Origin of the sequence: Nocardia sp. NPDC056564 (assembly GCF_042793755.1) — a bacterium.
Classification (GTDB): Bacteria; Actinomycetota; Actinomycetes; order Mycobacteriales; family Mycobacteriaceae; genus Nocardia.
The window spans coordinates 340,674-358,985 of the sequence record NZ_JBHTUR010000001.1; the positions used below are offsets into that span (position 1 = coordinate 340,674).

9 protein-coding genes and 1 pseudogene are annotated in these 18,312 nt (G+C 67.6%); 7 read left to right on the forward strand and 3 right to left on the reverse strand.

The genetic code is table 11. The annotated features are described in order from the left end of the window. Nucleotides 1-62: 62 nt before the first annotated feature. Nucleotides 63-10,865, forward strand: a pseudogene (locus ACFQ9K_RS01685) (amino acid adenylation domain-containing protein); the annotation flags it as partial. Here ACFQ9K_RS01685 and ACFQ9K_RS01690 read toward each other — a convergent pair. Next, complete coding sequence (locus tag ACFQ9K_RS01690) at nucleotides 10,851-11,318, reverse strand: winged helix-turn-helix transcriptional regulator (RefSeq protein WP_378721011.1); 468 nt, start codon at nucleotides 11,316-11,318, stop codon at nucleotides 10,851-10,853. The pseudogene ACFQ9K_RS01685 and the gene ACFQ9K_RS01690 overlap by 15 nt on opposite strands. Nucleotides 11,319-11,379: 61 nt before the next feature. Continuing rightward, nucleotides 11,380-12,282 carry a LysR family transcriptional regulator gene (locus ACFQ9K_RS01695; RefSeq protein WP_378721012.1) on the reverse strand — a complete coding sequence of 301 codons (903 nt, stop codon included), beginning with the start codon at nucleotides 12,280-12,282 and terminating at the stop codon, nucleotides 11,380-11,382. Nucleotides 12,283-12,413: 131 nt separating this feature from the next. Here ACFQ9K_RS01695 and pcaB point away from each other — a divergent pair, with 131 nt between their 5' ends. The 3 genes from pcaB to ACFQ9K_RS01710 all read left to right on the forward strand — a co-directional run bounded on the left by pcaB (nucleotide 12,414) and on the right by ACFQ9K_RS01710 (nucleotide 15,469). Further along, nucleotides 12,414-13,760, forward strand: a complete 1,347-nt coding sequence (pcaB, locus tag ACFQ9K_RS01700) for a 3-carboxy-cis,cis-muconate cycloisomerase (RefSeq protein WP_378721013.1) — start codon at nucleotides 12,414-12,416, stop codon at nucleotides 13,758-13,760. A gap of 78 nt (nucleotides 13,761-13,838) precedes the next feature. After that, entirely contained in the window at nucleotides 13,839-14,828 is a 990-nt protein-coding gene (locus ACFQ9K_RS01705; RefSeq protein WP_378721014.1) for a GlxA family transcriptional regulator, read from the forward strand. Beyond that, nucleotides 14,825-15,469, forward strand: coding sequence for a DJ-1/PfpI family protein (locus ACFQ9K_RS01710; RefSeq protein WP_378721015.1), 645 nt, complete (start codon nucleotides 14,825-14,827; stop codon nucleotides 15,467-15,469). The genes ACFQ9K_RS01705 and ACFQ9K_RS01710 overlap by 4 nt, the downstream gene beginning before the upstream one ends. Before the next feature lie 136 nt (nucleotides 15,470-15,605). On the opposite strand, the gene ACFQ9K_RS01715 is transcribed toward ACFQ9K_RS01710, so the two are convergent. Further along, on the reverse strand, nucleotides 15,606-15,773 hold the full coding sequence (locus ACFQ9K_RS01715) for a hypothetical protein (RefSeq protein WP_378721016.1): 168 nt from the start codon (nucleotides 15,771-15,773) through the stop codon (nucleotides 15,606-15,608). Between the two features lie 102 nt (nucleotides 15,774-15,875). Here ACFQ9K_RS01715 and ACFQ9K_RS01720 point away from each other — a divergent pair, with 102 nt between their 5' ends. The 3 genes from ACFQ9K_RS01720 (at nucleotide 15,876) to ACFQ9K_RS01730 (ending at nucleotide 18,251) form a co-directional block, all read left to right on the forward strand. After that, on the forward strand, nucleotides 15,876-16,604 hold the full coding sequence (locus tag ACFQ9K_RS01720) for a TetR/AcrR family transcriptional regulator (protein ID WP_378721017.1): 729 nt from the start codon (nucleotides 15,876-15,878) through the stop codon (nucleotides 16,602-16,604). Between the two features lie 153 nt (nucleotides 16,605-16,757). Beyond that, nucleotides 16,758-17,597 carry a glucose 1-dehydrogenase gene (locus ACFQ9K_RS01725; RefSeq protein WP_378721019.1) on the forward strand — a complete coding sequence of 280 codons (840 nt, stop codon included), beginning with the start codon at nucleotides 16,758-16,760 and terminating at the stop codon, nucleotides 17,595-17,597. A 42-nt stretch (nucleotides 17,598-17,639) separates the two neighbouring features. After that, on the forward strand, nucleotides 17,640-18,251 hold the full coding sequence (locus tag ACFQ9K_RS01730; RefSeq protein ID WP_378721020.1) for a flavodoxin family protein: 612 nt from the start codon (nucleotides 17,640-17,642) through the stop codon (nucleotides 18,249-18,251). Nucleotides 18,252-18,312 lie beyond the last annotated feature (61 nt).

The window sequence follows — 18,312 nt, forward strand, 5'->3', positions numbered from 1 at the left end:
CCGCTGATCTTCCCGAGCTGACAGCGGAGGAAGGAATCGGCATGTCGGATCCTGCTGAGCGGGCGTTGACCGCGGGACCGCGGGGCGATGACGATGCGGCGACGCTGGTCTCGTTGTTCGGGGCGATGGCGGCGCGGGCTCCGGAGGCGGTGGCGGTGACGTTCGCCGGGACGTCGCTGTCGGACGGGGAGTTCGCCGGGCGGGTGAACCGGTTGGCTCGCTATTTGATCTCGCTGGGGGTGGGGCCGGATTCGCTGGTCGGGGTGGGGATGGGGCGCTCCATCGATCTGGTGGTGGGTGTGTATGCGGTGGTGGTGGCCGGGGGCGGGTTCGTGCCGTTGGATCCGGAACATCCCGGTGGGCGTACGCGATACGTGGTCGAGACGACGAATGTGGTGTGTGTATTGACGACATCGCGCGGGGGATTCGATCCGGGTGTGGGCGTCGTCGAGGTCGATCGTGTTGATGTGTCAGGCTTTTCGGCAGAGCCGGTGTCCGCCGCAGAGCGGTTGGGGGTGTTACGGGCGTCGAATATCGCCTATGTGATGTTCACGTCCGGTTCGACCGGCCGGCCGAAGGGGGTGGCGGTGCCGCATGCGGCGATCGTGAATCGATTGGTGTGGATGCAGGCGGAATACCGGCTGGGGGCCGGGGACGTGGTGTTGCAGAAGACTCCGGTGACGTTCGATGTCTCGGTGTGGGAGTTGTTCTGGCCGTTGCAGGTTGGTGCTCGGCTAGTGGTGGCACAGCCGGGTGGGCATCGGGACGCGCGGTATCTGGCCGATCTGATCGTGGGGGAGGGGGTCACGGTCGCTCACTTCGTGCCGTCGATGCTGGCGGTGTTCGTCGCGGAGTCCAAGGCGAGTGAATGCCTGAGTCTCCGTGACGTTTTCGCGTCGGGCGAGGTGTTGCCGGGGACCGTTGCGCAAGCGTTGATCTGCTCTACCGGCGCACGATTGCACAACCTGTACGGTCCGACCGAGGCGGCGGTGGATGTCACCTATCACCAGGTGGGTGTGGCCGATTCGGTGTCGGTGCCGATCGGCCTGCCGGTGTCCAACACTCGGGTCTATGTGTTGAATGACCGGTTGCGGCCGGCCGGGACGGGCGAGTTGTACTTGGCCGGCGTTCAGTTGGCGCGGGGCTACGTGGGGCGTGCGGATCTGACGGCGGAACGGTTCGTGGCGGATCCGTTCGTGGTGGGTGAGCGGATGTATCGCACCGGGGATCGGGTGCGGTGGACCGCCGGCGGTGAGTTGGAGTACCTGGGACGCACGGACTTTCAGGTGAAGATTCGCGGCGTCCGAATCGAGCCCGGCGAAGTAGAGGCGGCGCTGTCCGCGCATCCGGCGGTGGCTCGCGCGGTTGTCACCGCTCGACCGGGGATCGAGGGCGAGCACCAGTTGCTCGGATATGTCACCGTTGATCGGGCTGTCGATTCCGGTGACGACGGCGAGGCCGAGATCGTCGGCCAGTGGCATCGGCTCTACGACGAAGTGTATTCGGGCGACACGGCCGAATCGGATTTCGCGGGCTGGAATGACAGCTACACCGGTGCGCCGATCCCGGTCGAGGATATGCGGCAGTGGCGGGACGTGACCGTCGATCGTATTCGCGAGCTGAGCCCTCGACGTGTTCTGGAGATCGGCGTGGGTTCCGGTCTGCTGCTGTCGGAGCTTGCTCCGGAGTGCGAAGAGTATTGGGGCACCGATGTTTCGGCGGCTGCCGTCCGGAATGTGCGGCAGCGGTGGGGCGATGCCGAAGGAATCGTCCTGGAGGTTCGTGCGGCGGATGACACGCGGGGATTGCCGCGTGGCCGGTTCGACACCATCATCGTGAACTCGGTGGTCCAGTACTTTCCGAGCGAGAACTATCTGCGCCGGGTGATCGGGCTGGCGCTGGAGTTGCTGGTGCCGGGCGGGGCGATCTTTCTCGGCGACATTCGGAATCTGACTCTGCTCGACGAGTTTTCGACGGCGGTGCAGGCGGCCAGGCACCGCGGCGCCGAGCCGGAGTTCATCCGGTCTCGGGCTCGGGCGGCCAGGCAGGCCGAGGAGGAGCTGCTCCTGGCGCCCGAGTACTTCGCCGCGCTGGAGCGAGCGGTCGTCGAGATCGGCGCCGTCGATATCCAATTGAAGCGCGGGAACGTGGTCAACGAGTTGACCTGCTATCGGTACGACGTCGTGCTGCGCAAACAGCCAACGGGCGCATTGTCGTTGCGCGACGTGGCGAGTGTGGGATTTGCCGACCGGGCCGCGCTGCGCTCCGCCCTCTCTTCGAACGACGCTCAGCCACTGCGCATCACGGCGATCCCGCACGCGGGAATCTGTCGGGATAGGCAGGCGGTTGCCCGCGCAACCGGTGCGCGGCCGGTCGATACCTCCGGAATGCTGCCCGAAGAGTTGTATCTCCTCGGCCGTGCGTACGGCTACGCGACGGCGGTTACCTGGTCGGCCCGAAAAGGTTGTATGGACGCTGTTTTCGTGCGCCGGGGTCCCGGACGTCCGCTGACCGACGTCCATCTGCCGACCGGACCGTTGCGCGCTCCCTCCCACTATGCGAGCAATCCGGCTGCTCGGCTATCGGCCTCGGTGCTGCGCCGATATCTGCTCGATCGATTGCCCGAATACCTGGTGCCGACGGTGGTGGTGATCGATGAGTTCCCGTTGACTCCCAACGGCAAGTTGGACATTCGTGCGCTGCCTGCCCCGGAGTTCGTGTCCGCGAGTGGATACCGGGAGCCGGTGACGCCGGCGGAGCGGACGCTCGCCGAGCTGTTCGCCGAAGTCCTCGGTGTCGGCCGGGTCGGGGCCGATGACGACTTCTTCGAGCTGGGCGGGCATTCTCTGCTGGCCACCCGCCTGGTCGGCCGCATTCGCGTGGTGATGGGCGTGGAGGTGCCGATCCTGACGGTGTTCGATATGCCGACACCGGCCTCGCTGGCGACCTGCCTCGATGCCGGGGCTCCCGCGCGGGCGGCGTTGACCCCGCGTGCCCGTCCGGATCGGGTCCCGCTGTCGTTCGCTCAGGAGCGGATGTGGTTCCTGTATCGGCTCCATGGGGCGTCGGCGACCTACAACGTGCCGTTGGCGGTGCGGTTGCCCGCGGGTGTCGACCTCGATGCGCTCGGCGCGGCCTTCCGGGATGTGGTGGGTAGACACGAGAGTCTTCGGACGGTGTTCGCCGAGGTCGAGGGTGCTGTGGTGCAGCGGGTGCTCGACAGTGCGGACGTCGAGGTGCCGATCGCGGTGTCCGAGGTCGCGGATATCGATGCCGCGGTGCGGTCAGCCGCGCGCTACCGGTTCGATCTGTCGGTCGATATTCCGTTGCGGGTCAGCGTGTTCAGCGAGGTCGACGAACGCGTGCTGGTCGTGCTGCTGCATCACATCGCGACCGATGGTGGCTCGTTGCCGGTGTTCGCGCGGGACCTGTCGGTCGCGTACGCGGCCAGATGCGCGGGGCGGGAACCGGATTGGCCCGCGTTGCCGGTGCAGTACGTGGACTACGCGGTCTGGCAGCGGGAGTTGCTGGGTGACTCGGCGGATGCGACGAGTCTGTCGGCGCGGCAGTTCGAATACTGGCGGGCGGAGCTGGCGGGGGTGCCCGAGCGGTTGATGCTGCCGTTCGACCGGCCGCCGTCGAAGGTCGCGAGTTCACGGGGCGCGGTGGTCGAATTCGGGGTCCGGGGCGGACTCAGGCAGGCGGTCGAGCGACTGGCGCGGAGTCGAGGCGCGACGGCCTCGATGGTCTTGCAGTCCGCTTTCGCCATTCTGTTGCACAAGGTCGGCGCGGGTGCGGACATCCCGATCGGCAGCCCGATCGCTGGACGGACCGACGCGGCACTGGCGGACCTGGTGGGGTTCTTCGCGAACACCTGGGTGCTGCGGGTGGAGGTGACCCGGCAGCGACGGTTCACCGATGTGCTCGACCAGGTGCGGGGAAAAGCGTTGCGCGCCTACGAGAATCAGGATCTGCCGTTCGAGCGGTTGATCGAGCTGCTGAATCCGGTGCGGTCCACCGCGCATCATCCGTTGTTCCAGGTGATGTTCGCGTTGCAGAACAACATGTTTCATGAGTTCGACGTCCTGGACGCGGCCCCACGGCAGGTCGATACCGGGACTTCGAGGTTCGATCTGTTCTTCGCACTCGAGCAGCCGAACTCCGGCGCGGACGGCTATGCGGGGCGGGTCGAATACTCGACCGATCTGTTCGATCAGCACACCGTCGAGTTGCTGATCGACCGGTTCATTCGGGTACTCGAAACGGTCGTGGGCAATCCGGAAACGGCAGTCGGCGCGATCGAGCTGCTCGATCCCGGTGCGCGAGCGTCGCTTGTCGCGGCCTGGGACGAGTCCGTTCATGCCGTGGATGGCGGTGCGACGTTGGCCTCGCTGTTCGATGCGCAGGTGGCGCGGACCCCGCAGGCGCCCGCGGTGACGTTCGAGGGAGTCACGCTGTCCTACGGCGAGTTCGCCGGTCGGGTGAATCGGTTGGCGCGCTATCTGATCTCGCTGGGCGTGGGGCCGGATTCGCTGGTAGGTGTGGGGATTCCGCGTTCGGTCGATCTGCTCCTCGGCGTGTATGCGGTGGTGGTGGCCGGGGGCGGGTGGGTGCCGGTGGATCCGGATCAGCCGGCCGGGCGCATCGACTACCTGCTCGACACCGCGCGGCCGGTCGTCGTGCTGACCTCGGGCGTCGACCTGCCGACCGGGTTCGCGCGGCAAGTGCGCGTCGACGAGCTCGACCTAGCGGACTTCGACGCCGACCCGCTCACCGACGCCGACCGGCCCCGGCGACTGCGTACAGGGCACACCGCGTATGTCCTGTTCACCTCCGGCTCCACCGGACGACCCAAGGGTGTCGCGATCTCGCACGGTGCGATCGTCAACCGCCTCGTCTGGATGCAGGCGGAGTACGGGCTGCGCCAGGATGACGTGGTATTGCACAAGACTCCGGTCACCTTCGATGTGTCGGTGTGGGAGTTGTTCTGGCCGTTGCAGATCGGCGCACGCCTGGTGCTCGCGCAGCCTGCCGGGCATCGCGATCCGCGGTATCTGGCGCAGGTCATCAGCGAAGAGCGGGTCACCGCCGTACATTTCGTACCGTCGATGCTCTCGGTGTTCGTATCCGAGCCCATGGCCGCCGAATGTCGCTGCTTACGTAACGTTTTCGCGTCGGGCGAGGCGCTGCCGGGCAGTGCCGCCCAGCGACTGCGGAAGCTGACCGGCGCCCGGTTGCACAACCTGTACGGCCCCACCGAGACGGCGGTGGACGTCACCTACCACGAGGTGACCGCGGCCGACGCCGTGACGGTGCCGATCGGCCGGCCGGTGTTCAACACGCGGACCTACGTGCTGGATGCCGGGCTGGGTTTGGTCCCCGCGGGTGTGGCGGGGGAATTGTATGTGGCCGGTGCGCAATTGGCGCGCGGCTACCTGGGACGTGCGGGGCTGACCGCGGATCGGTTCGTGGCCGATCCGTTCGTGCCGGGGGAACGGATGTACCGGACCGGTGACCGAGCCAAGTGGACCGCGGCCGGCGAGCTGGAGTATCTGGGCCGCACGGATTTCCAGGTGAAGCTCCGGGGCATGCGGATCGAGCCCGGCGAGATCGAAGCCGCCCTGACCGCCTTGGACTATGTCGCGCAGGCGATCGTGGTGGTTCGCACCGACGAGCATCTGGGCGAGCAGCTTGTCGCCTATCTGGTCGCGACCGCGGGCCTCGAGATCGATACCGACGCGGTGCGCGCCGATCTCGTCGAGGTGTTGCCGTCGTACCTGGTGCCCGCGGCGGTGATGGTGCTCGACGCGATTCCGTTGACCGCCAACGGCAAGTCGGATCTGCGGGCACTGCCCGCCCCGCGGTTCGCTGCTCGGGCCGGGTATCGGGCGCCGGGGTCGCTACCGGAGTTGATGCTCACCGAGCTGTTCGCCGAAATCCTCGGCGTCGCGCGGGTCGGCGCCGATGACGACTTCTTCGAGCTGGGCGGGCACTCGCTGGCGGTTACCCGCCTGGTCAGCCGGATTCGCGTGGTGCTGGGCGTCGAGGTGCCGATCCTGACCGTGTTCGACGCGCCGACTCCGGCCCGGCTGGTGACGCGGCTCGATGCGGACCTGCCTACCCGTCCGGCACTGACCCGGCGCGCCGATCCGGCCCACGTCCCGTTGTCGTTCGCACAGCAACGAATGTGGTTCCTGGCTCGGGCGCACGGGCGGTCCGCGACGTACAACGTGCCGCTGGCGGTGCGGCTGACCGGGCAGGTGGATGTCGCGGCGCTGGTGTCGGCGGTCCGGGAGGTGGTGAATCGGCACGAGCCGCTTCGCACGGTTTTCGCCGAGGTCGATGGTGTACCGGTACCTCGGATTCTGGATGCGGTGAATGTGCCGGTCCCGGTGACCGAGGTCGATGCGGCGGAACTGGATGGCGCGGTTCGGAGCGCGGCGCGTTATCCGTTCGATCTCTCGGCGGAGATTCCGCTGCGGGCCGGCATCTTTCGCTGTGCCGGCGACTGGGTCTTCGTACTGGTGGTGCACCACATCGCCGCGGACGGCGGATCGCTGGACCCGTTGATTCGGGACCTCTCGGCTGCTTACGCGGCCGGACTCGCTGGGCGGCAACCGGACCGGCCGCCGTTGCCGGTGCAGTATGCGGACTACGCCGCATGGCAGCGGGAGCTCCTCGGTGATCCGTCGGACGGGCAGAGCGTTTCGTCGGCGCAGTTCGAGTACTGGCGTGGGGAACTGGCGAATCTGCCCGAACGGCTGGTGTTGCCGTTCGATCGGCCGCGGCCGAAGGCGCCGAGCTTCCGCGGCGACGTCATCGAATTCACCGTCGACGCCGGATTGCGTGCGGCGGTGCGGGAATTGGCGCGAAGCCACGGCGGGACCGCGTCGATGGTGTTGCAGACGGTCTTCGCCGTGCTACTGCATGAACTCGGCGCGGGTGACGACCTCGCGATCGGGACACCGATCGCTGGACGGACTGACGCGGCACTGGCGGACCTGGTGGGGTTCTTCGTGAACACCTGGGTGCTGCGGGTGGACCTGTCGGGCCCGGTCCGGTTCGCGGATGTGCTGGATCAGGTCCGTGGAAAGGCGTTGCGCGCCTACGCGAACCAGGATCTGCCGTTCGAGCGGTTGATCGAGTTGCTGAACCCGGTCCGATCGACGGCCTACCATCCGCTGTTCCAGGTCATGTTCACGCTGCAGAACAACACGTTTCACGAATTCGATCTGCCCGGTGTCCGGGCCGCGGCGATGCCGATCGATACCGGGACCTCGCGGTTCGACCTGCTGTTCGCGCTCGAGGAGCGGGATTCCGGTGCGGGTGGCTACACGGGCGTGGTCGAGTACTCGACCGACCTGTTCGATCGACCCACCGTGCGTTCGTTCGCCGAGCGGTTCGTGCGCGTGCTGGAACGGGCGGTGACCGATCCGGCGATGGTGATCGGTGCGGCGCATTCGCTCGATCAATCGACCACCGCCACAACGGCACAGCCCACACCACGGCCCGGCTACCGGGCCCCCGTGACCACGCAGGAGAAGATCCTGGCCGAACTATTCGCGGAGGTGCTCGGCGCGGTCCGGGTCGGCGTCGATGACGACTTCTTCGAACTGGGTGGACATTCGCTGGTGGTTACTCGGCTGGTCAGCCGAATCCGTGCCGTCCTGGGCATCGAGGTGCCGATTCTGACGGTGTTCGACGCGCCGACCCCGGCCTCGTTGGCGGCCTGCCTCGACACCGGGGTGCCGGTGCGGCCCGCGTTGGGCGGGCGCGCTCGTTCGGGGCCGGCTCCGTTGTCGTTTGCGCAGCAACGGATGTGGTTTCTGGACCGGTTCGAGGGTGCGTCGGCGACGTACAACGTGCCGCTGGCGGTGCGGCTGACCGGACCGGTCGAGGTCGAGGCGTTGGTGTCGGCGGTGGGTGACGTGGTGCGCAGGCATGAGGCCCTGCGGACGGTTTTCGCCGAGGTGGACGGCGTGCCGGTGCAGCGGGTGCTGGACGCGGTCGAGGTTCCGGTGGAGGTGACGGACCTCGTGGACGCCGACGACGCGATCGGGGGCGCAGTGCGGCGTCCATTCGATCTCTCGACCGAGATTCCGCTGCGGGCCAGCATTTTTCGTATGGGCATCGACGAGTACGTCCTGGTGCTCGTGCTTCACCACATCGCCTCGGACGGCGGATCGTTGGCGCCATTGGCGCGCGACCTTTCCGCCGCCTACGCGGCCAGACGCGCTGGGCGGGAACCCGATTGGCCGACGCTGCCGGTCCAGTACGCGGACTACGCGCTGTGGCAGCGGGAGCTGCTGGGCGACCCGGACGATCCGGGCAGTCTGTCGTCGCTCCAGTTCGAGTACTGGTCCGAGGAGCTGTCCGGTCTCCCCGAGCAGTTGACGTTGCCGTTCGATCGGCCGCGGCCGAAGGACGCCCGTTCCCGAGGCGCGGTGCTCGAATTCGCGGTCGGCGCCGAGTTGAGATCGGCGGTGGAGCGGCTGGCGCGGAGCCGGGGAGCGACCGCGTCGATGGTTCTGCAATCGGCCTTCGCTGTCCTGTTGCACAAACTCGGTGCGGGAGAGGACATTCCGATCGGCAGCCCGATCGCCGGACGGACCGACGAGGCACTGGTCGATCTGGTCGGGTTCTTCGTGAACACCTGGGTGCTGCGGGTCGAGATCGCCGGGGGTTTCCGGTTCGCGGATGTCCTCGATCAGGTGCGCGGAAAGGCGTTGCGCGCCTACGAGAATCAGGATCTGCCGTTCGAGCGGCTGATCGAGCTGCTGAAGCCGGTGCGGTCGACGGCGTATCACCCGTTGTTCCAAGTCATGTTCTCGTTGCAGAACAACATGTCCCACGAGTTCGACCTCCCCGGTGTCGCTGCGGTTCCGGTATCGGCCGGCACCGGAACCGCCAAGTTCGACCTGTTCTTCGCGTTGGAGGAACAGCGCCCGGACGAGGGCTATGCGGGCACGGTGGAGTACTCGACCGATCTGTTCGATCGGCACACGGTCGAGTTGCTCACCGATCGATTCCTGTGCCTGCTCGACACTGTCGTCACGGACCCGGCAATGACGTTGTCGGACTTGGCGATACTGCTGCCCGGTGAGAAGCGGCAACTGCTGCACGAGTGGAACGACACCGCGGTCGCCGTGCCGACCGCGACCCTGCCGGAGATGTTCGCCGCGCAGGCCGCCGCGACGCCGAACACGACGGCGCTCATCTGCGGCGCCGTCGAGCTGACCTACGCTCAGCTCGCCGCCCGGGTCGATCAGCTGGCGCAGTGGTTGATCGCGCGCGGCGTCGGTGCCGAAGACGTTGTGGCAGTGTGCCTGCCGCGATCGGCGGAGATGGTGATCGCCGTGCTGGGCGTGCTCGAAGCCGGAGCCGCCTACCTGCCGGTGGATCTGGAGTACCCCGAATCCCGGATCCGGTACATGATGGCGGATTCGCGGCCGGTCACCGTGCTCGACCCGTCGGCCATGTCGGCTGCTCAGCGCCACGCCGGGCGGGCGCCGCTCCCTGTTGTCGATCCGGGCAACGCGGCGTACATCGTCTACACGTCGGGTTCGACCGGCGAGCCGAAGGGCGTGGTCGGTACGCACGCCGGTCTGACGAATCGTTTGGCCTGGTACCGCCGGAAGTTTCCGTGGGCGCCGGGCGAGACCGTGTGCGCGAAAACATCATTGAGTTTCCTGGATTCCCTGTTCGAGCTCGCCGGGCCGCTGACCAACGGCGGGACCGTGGTTGTCGCCGACGGTGAGCAGGTTCGTGACGTCGCCGAATTGATCACCCTGATCGAGCGGCACGAGGTCCGGCGGATCGTGCTGGTACCCAGCTTGCTGTCGGCGATGCTGGCCGACGACCGAATCGGGCGTGCGGCCGGCTGCGCGATGTGGGTCAGCAGCGGTGAACCGTTGCCGAAACCGGTCGCCGAGTCGTTCTCGATGCTGTTGCCGGACAGCCGTTTACTGAACTTCTACGGCTCGTCCGAGGTGAGCGCGGACAGTACCTGGGCGGCGGCCGACGGCGTCGACGAGGTATCGGTGCCCATCGGGGCGCCGGTCGACAACACGAGGGTGTTCGTGCTCGACCGCGCTCTGCACCCGGTGCCGCGGGGTGTGGTGGGCGAGTTGTACGTGGCCGGTGCCGGTTTGGCGCGTGGATACCTGGGCCGCGGCGGACTGACCGCCGTGCGATTCGTCGCCGATCCCTTCGCGCCGGAGCCGGGTGGGCGGTTGTACCGGACCGGAGATCTGGTGCGCTGGAACGCCAACGGGCAGTTGGTATTCGCCGGCCGTGCCGACGACCAGGTGAAGGTGCGCGGATTCCGCATCGAGCCGGGTGAGGTCGAGGCGGCGCTGGCCGGGCATCCCTCGGTGGCAAGGGCGGTCGTCATCGCGCGGGACAGTCATACCGGCCGGCAGTTGGCGGGTTACCTGGTCCCGGCCGATCGCGAGGCGGGAGTGGATGTTTCGACGGTCAAAGAGTATGTCTCCAGGTATCTGCCGGAGTACATGATCCCCGCCGCGCTGGTGGTCCTCGACGCGTTGCCGTTGGGGCCGACCGGCAAGATCGATCGAAAGGCCTTGCCGGCCCCGGTCTTCACCGGCGGCGCTTACCGAGCACCGCGGACGCCCACCGAAGAGCGGTTGTGCGGTGTGTTCGCCGACGTGCTCGGCGTAGAGCAGGTCGGCATCGACGACTCGTTCTTCGATCTGGGCGGGCACTCGCTCCTGGTGGTCCGGCTTGCCCGCCGCATCGCGGAATCCATCGGCGCCACAGTCGAACTGAGGGATGTGTTCACCGAACGAACGGTCCGCAACCTGGGCAAGCGGTTGGACCAGCCGGGAAGGTCAGACGGACGCTGACCGGACCGCCGCGCCGGGTCCCGGCAGCACATCGATATCGCCCGCGTGCATCGGCTCGCCGCAGTGCACGCAGCGCAGGTCCACCCGGCTGATCTCACCGCACGCGTGATGGCGATAGAGCACCGGCGGCCCCGCCGCACCGGCGAGCCACTTGTCGCTCCAGCCGACCATCACCATGAGCACGTCGATCAGCTCGGTGCCCTTCTCGGTCAGCACGTACTCGTATCGCGGCCGCTGGTCATAGGCTTTCCGGGCCAGCACGCCGTGCTCGACCAGGTGGTTCAACCGCTCGGTCAGCACCTTGCGGGAGATGCCGAGATCGGCCTGGATCTGCTCGAACCGGGTGAACCCGACCCACACGTCCCGCAGGATCAACGGCGACCACGGCTCGCCGATGACATCGAGGGTGCGCGCGATCGAGCAAGCCATCTCGCCGAAGTTCGTCCGTTGCATGGCATCAGTCTAGTCATTTGAGTTCCCTTAGGGAACTTTGATCGTGCTGCCTGTGTCACTGTCAGGGCAGGTCTTGCAGCGCGGCGAGAATGACGTCGAGGAACCAGGCCTGCGCGGCGCTGCGGCCCGGTGTGCGGCGGGTGTAGGCGGCGACCTCGGCCGGTTCGATGGGCCATGGCAGCTCGAAGGTGCGGACGGGATGCGTGCGGGCCAGTGCGCGGGCTATGCGCAGCGGGACGATGGCGACGAGTTCGCTGTCCTGCACCACGTAGGGCAGCGTGGCGAAGCGGGTGACCCGGACCGCGATGTTGCCCTCCAGGCCGTGGGTGCGCAGGGCGCGCCGAGGTGCGGGGTGGCCGGTGGTTCCGTCGACGACGATCAGGCGCTCGGCCCGCAGTTCGGCCTCGGTCGGTGTGCCCGCGCTGAGCCGGGGATGCTGGGCGGCGGCCATGCCCGCGTAACCCTCGGTGAACAGCGGTATCCGGTTGAGCCGCACCGAATCCAGGATCGGGCTGGCCACGATCGCGTCGACCCGGCCGCGGGTGAGTTCGTCTGTCGCGGTGTCGATGTCGAACGCGTGCACCTGCAGGGTCGCGGCAGGCGCGCGGACGGCGAGCTCGGCGAGGATCAGCGGCAGCGAGTTGACCTCGCCGAGGTCGGACAGGCCGATGGAGAAGCTGACCGGTCCGGTTGCGTCGAATTGGGTTGCGGCGCCGATGGTTACGTCGAGCTGCTCGATGGCGGTGCGCAGCGGGGGATAGAGCCGCTCGGCCTCCGAGCTCGGCACCAGACCGCCGGGGCCGCGGACGAACAGTTCGTCGCCGAGTCGCCGGCGCAGCTTGCCGAGGCCGTAGCTGACCGTGGGCTGGGTGACACCGAGGACGTCGGCCGCCGCCGTCACGCTCCGCGTCTCGTAGAGCAGGACGAAGGTCCGGATGAGGTTCAGGTCGAATTCGGCGCCCATAGATCTCCTCTATACGCAGATCGCAAAAGATCTATTGGATTTCTGGTGTGGGTGATCGTAGCGTGAGGCCACATGAGCCCGCCGCTGTCCCGGTCAGTCGCGGTTTCGATGCGTGATCAGGGTGTTCGCCGATGACTGCGGGCGGGCTGTTCGACGGGGTGTTCGCCGCGGGTCCGGTCGCCGAGACGGTCGGTGATCGGGCCTGGGTGCAGGCGATGCTCGACTTCGAGTCGGCGCTCGCGGCTGCCTCGGCGGCGGTAGGCGTGGTTCCGGAAGACGCCGCGCTGGCGATCGAAAAGTGTTGCCGGGCCGAGATTTACGATATCGCCGCACTCGGCGCCGACGCGGTGCGGATCGGCAATCCGGCCGGGCCGCTGGTGCGCGCGCTGACCGCGCGGGTCGAGCCGGCGGCCGCCGCCTATGTGCATCTGGGCGCGACCAGTCAGGACGTCATCGATACCGCCGCGATGCTGTTGAGCGCGCGGGCGCTGGCCGCGTTGCGCACCGACCTGCACGTCTGCGCAACGCGGCTGGCGCAGCTGGCCGAGGAGCACGCGGGCACGGTGCTGGCCGGGCGCAGCCTGCTCCAGCAGGCGCTGCCGGTGACCTTCGGGCTCACCGCGGCGGGCTGGCTCGGCGGGGTGGTCGCGGCGCTGGATCGCATCGATCTGATCCGCCGGGAACGGCTCGCGGTGCAGTTCGGTGGTGCGGTTGGAACACTGGCGGCGTTGCGGGGCAACGGAATTGCCGTGCTGAGCGAGCTGGCCCGTCGGCTCGAGCTGGCCGAGCCCGCGCTGGCCTGGCATACCGAGCGCAGTCGGATCGCGGAGGTCGCGGGGGCGCTCGGGCAGACGTGTGTGGCGGTCGCGAAGGTCGCCCGCGATATCACGCTGCTCGCGCAGACGGAGATCGCCGAGGTCCGCGAGCAGGGGCCGCCGGGCAGCGGCGGGTCGTCGACCATGCCGCACAAGCAGAATCCCGTTGCCGCCGTCCTGGCCGCCGGTGCGGCCGCTCAGGCGCCGGGGCTGGTCGCCAATCTGCTGGCCGCCGGGGCGCACGAACACCAGCGGGCGGCCGGCGCGTGGCATGCCGAGTGGCAGCCGCTCACCGAGCTGCTGCGCAGTACCGGTTCGGCGGTGCACTGGCTGCGCGTGAGTCTGGAACGTCTGCAGGTCGATCCGGTTCGTATGCGCGACAACCTGGAAAGCGCCGGTGGGCTGCTGGTGGTCGAGAACGTCGCCATCGAGCTGGTGTCGGCCGCGGGAGGAGCGGTGGGCAGGCAGGAGGCGACCGACCTGGTCGCGGCTTGCTGCCTGCGCGGCTCGTCGGGCGATCTGGCCGACCTGCTGGCCGCGGACTCGACGATCGGAAAGTATTTGAGCCGCAACCAGATCGAGGATTTGCTCGATCCGGCGAGCTATCTGGGTTCCGCGGCGGAATTCGTCCGGCGGGCACTGCGCGATTGGCAGTCGCGCTGATCGACGCGACACTGGCGATGTCCTAAAAGGTGGGATATTCGACCTTGCGGCCATATCCGGGTGGGGCCACGATGAGACATGGCCATTCGGAAGGTGCTCATCGTCTGCTTCGAGGGCGTGCAAAGCCTCGATGTGACGGGACCGCTCGAGGCGTTCACCGGGGCGAATACCGCCCGGGCACGGCACGGCCTCGAACCGGCCTACGCGATCACCACGGCGAGTCTCGGCGGGCAGCCGGTGCGCACGTCGAGTGGTCTGCTGATCGTTCCCGACACCGATCTGGACCGCGTCGAGGATCCGGATGTCCTGCTCGTGCCCGGCGGATTGAGCGGCGGGCAGCACGACCCGCGACTGGTGACGTGGGTGCGGGACAACGCCGGGCGGGCGCTGCAGATCGTCTCGGTCTGCACGGGCGCGTTCCTGCTCGCCGAGGCCGGCCTGCTCGCGGGGCGCCGGGTGACGACGCACTGGGCGCACTGCGCCGCGCTGGCCGAGCGTTTTCCTGATATCGAGGTGCTGACCGAGCCGATTTTCGTTCGGGACGGGGCCATCGCGACCTCCGCCGGGGTCACCGCGGGTATCGACCTCGCGTTGGCCATCGTCGAGGACCACCTCGGCAGGGATACCGCGTTGGTCGTGGCGCGGCACCTGGTGGTGTTTCTGCGCCGGCCCGGTGGTCAGGCGCAATTCAGCGTTCAGCTCGCGACGCAGATGGCTCAGCGCGAACCCGTGCGGGAGGTTCAGCAGTGGGTGGCCGAGCATCCGAATTCCGACCTGTCCGTCGAGGCGCTCGCGCAGCGGGCGAACTTGTCGCCGCGGCAGTTCACCAGGGCGTTCTCGGCCGAGGTGGGTATGTCGCCGGGGCGGTACGTCGACCGGGTTCGCCTGGAGTCCGCGCGTCGCCAGCTCGAGGACACCAATCACAGCATCGAGGAAATCGCCGACGACTGCGGATACGGCACGACGGAGGCGATGCGGCGCGCGTTCGTGCGGGTGGTCGGCGTCGCGCCCGCCGAATATCGGCGACGTTTCCAACCGAGTTTCGTACCGTCCCTAGGAGAATCATGAAGATCGCGATCCTGCTGTTCGATCGTTTCACCGCCCTGGATGCCGTCGGGCCCTATGAGGTGCTCAGTCGCCTGCCCGGCGCCGAAGTCGTCTTCGTCGGGGAGTCCGTCGGGCCGGTTCGCAACGATGCGGGCAGCCTTCAGCTGGTCGTCGACGCCGAGTTGTCCGAGGTGCTCGACCCCGACATCGTGCTCGTACCCGGCGGGCCGGGCCAGTCCGCCCAGATGGCCGACGGACCCGTGCACCAGTGGCTGCGACAGGTCGACGAAACCAGCACCTGGACAACCTCGGTATGCACCGGTTCGCTGATCCTCGCCGCCGCCGGCCTGCTCACCGGCCGCCGCGCCACCTCCCATTGGCTGGCGCTCGACAACCTGACCGCCCTGGGCGCGACCGCCGTCAGCGAACGCGTAGTCCACGACGACAAATACGTCACCGCCGCCGGCGTCTCCGCGGGCATCGACATGGCCCTCACCCTCGTCGGCAAAATCGCCGGCCACGAAGCGGCCCAATCCATCCAACTCATGGCCGAATACGCCCCCCAACCCCCGTACAACGCCGGCTCCCCAACCACCGCCCCCACCCACCTCGTCACCCGCTTCCGCGAATCCACCCGCCACCGAGAACCCCAACCATCCTGAGTGAATGGGTGTCGGCCGGCTACCCACTTGTCGATGTTATGGATTCATAACATGCAGACGATGGAACGGATCTGTGACACGACGCCCGGGTTCTGGTGCTATCGGATGGTTTGTACTCGCTGCTGAGCGATTGTCCTTATCCGCTTTTCACCCAGATCACCGGATCTTGTTCGCAGTAGGCAATGTTATAGAACCATGACATGCGGCTTGCCTGCCTGCGGCGCTGGCCGAAGCCGATGGCGGCAGCGCTGGTTCGGCGCTGGCGGCTTTGCGTGCTCGGCTTGTCGATAGCGTGGCCAGGCATTGCGCCACCATTGACATGTAGTCGATTCGGCGGGCAAATGAGTGGTTGACGATCTAAGTTCTGGTGTACGAACTTTGATCGTGGCGGGTTATAGTCCGGGGTATGGCCAGCGATCCCAGGCAGCGGCGGGCTGCGCGGCATGCTCAGCCCGAGGCCGCGGCGTCGCCGTCGGCGCGGAAGGCGCCGATTACGGTGGAGCGGATCACCGATGCGGCGTTGCGGGTCGTGGCCGAGCAGGGGTATGACGCGCTGACGATTCGGAGCGTGACGAATGTGCTGGGCACGGGGCCGTCCTCGCTCTATGCCCACATCGTCAACAAGGCCGATATCGATGATCTGCTGGTCGGCCGGCTGTGTGCGCAGATCGTGCTGCCGACACCCGATCCGGAACGGTGGCGCGAGCAGATTCGTGACGTGTACGTCCAACTGCGCGACCAGTACCTGAAGTATCCGGGGATCTCCCGGGCCGCGCTGGCGATGGTGCCGACGAACCTGGAGGCGCTGCGGGTGGCCGAGGGGATCTTCTCGATCCTGCTGGCCGCGGGCATCGAGCCGCAGGCCGCGGCCTGGGGGATGGACGCGCTCTCCCTCTACGTCGCCGGCTACGCCCTGGAAACCTCCCTGGTCCGGCAGCGGCAAAAGGCCGAGGACGAGACCTGGGTGTTGAGTCCCGAGGAGCTGGCGGCCCGGTTCAGCGCCCTGCCCGAGGCCACGTTCCCGAACACGAGGAAGCACGTGACCGAGCTGACCTCTGGCACCGGCCACCAACGGTTCGACTTCGCCCTCGGGCTGCTCATCGACAACCTCGCACCCACTCCGGTCGCGGACTGAACGCTCCTGCGCGTTCGGAAGCCGTGAATCCGAACGCTGAACTGCGCACTCGAGCACGGCAGCGCGCCCGCCGCGACGCCGGCCTGGTTGGGACGACGACCACCGGGTAGGCGTCCGGGGCCAGGAGTTGTCCGCGCGCAGGAGGAGTCGATCATGGGATTTCCCGAACAGCAACAAGAGGTTCCGGGGGTGCAGGCCCGGATGTCGCCGCAACCGGATTGCGGCGAGACCAGCTACCGGGGCAGCGGAAAATTGACGGGCAAGGCCGCGGTGATCACCGGCGCCGACAGCGGCATCGGACGTGCCGTCGCCATCGCGTTCGCGCGCGAAGGCGCCGACGTGCTGATCTCCTACCTCAACGAGGACGAGGACGCCAAGCAGGTCGCCGAACTCGTGGAACAGGCCGGCCGCACAGCGGTGCTGGTGCCCGGCGATCTCTCCGACCCCAACCACTGCCGCGCGGTGATCGCCCGGGCCGTGGCGGAATTCGGTCGCATCGATGTCTTGGTCAGCAATGCGGCTTACCAGATGACGCACGACACGATCGAGGAGATCTCCGACGAGGAATTCGATTACACGTTCAAGGTCAATGTCGGGGCCTATTTCCACCTCGTCAAGGCGGCACTGCCGCACATGGAGCGCGGCGCGTCGATCATCGGCAGCTCGTCGGTGAATTCGGACATGCCCTCGCCGACCTTGGCGCCGTACGCGGCCACCAAGGCGGCCATCGCCAACTTCTCGGCCAGTCTGGCTCAGCTGTTGGGCGAGCGAGGGATTCGGGTCAACAGTGTCGCGCCCGGGCCGATCTGGACGCCGCTGATCCCCTCGACGATGCCGGGGGAGAAGGTGAGCCAGTTCGGCGATGACACACCGCTCGGGCGAGCGGGTCAGCCCGCCGAACTCGCCCCCGCCTACGTCCTCCTGGCCGCCGACGACGGCAGCTACATCTCCGGCGCGCGAATCGCTGTCACCGGCGGCCGTCCGATTCTCTGATCAGCGCGTTCCCGCACTATCACCGTCAGGAGGCTGAATTTCATGACTGATCCGACCGCACTCGCACTGGTATGCACATTGCAGAAGTCGCCCGCGGAATCCAGTAGCGACCTCATCGCCCGGCATGCGCTGGACGCGCTCGCCGAGAGCGACATCAAGGGTGATCTCGTGCGCGTGGTGGATTACGACGTGCACGCCGGTGTCAGCACGGATGAAGGTTCCGGCGACCAGTGGCCCGCCATCCGGGAACGCATTCTCGCCGCCGATATTCTGCTCGTCTCGACGCCGACGTGGGTCGGGCACATGTCCTCGGTCGCCCAGCGGGTGCTCGAACGCCTGGATGCGGAACTGTCCGAGACCGATGACGCGGGCCGCCCCACCATGGTCGGCAAGGTCGGTATCGCCGCGGTCGTGGGTAACGAGGATGGGGCGCACAAGATCGTCGGCGACTTGTTCCAGGCCCTCAACGACATCGGCTTCTCCGTTCCCGCCCAGGGGTGTACCTACTGGAACGGGGAGGCGATGGGCGGCACCGATTACCGAGACCTCGATCCCGTGCCGGACCGGATCGTGTCGGCGACAAAGGCCATGGCGCGCAACGCCGCTCATCTCGCGCGGCGGTTGAACGCGCAGGGCTACCCCGCCTATGAATAGCGGTTGCGGGGCACGAGTAGCCAACGCCGCTGCGGGGCTACCGGTTTCGGAGCAATACCTG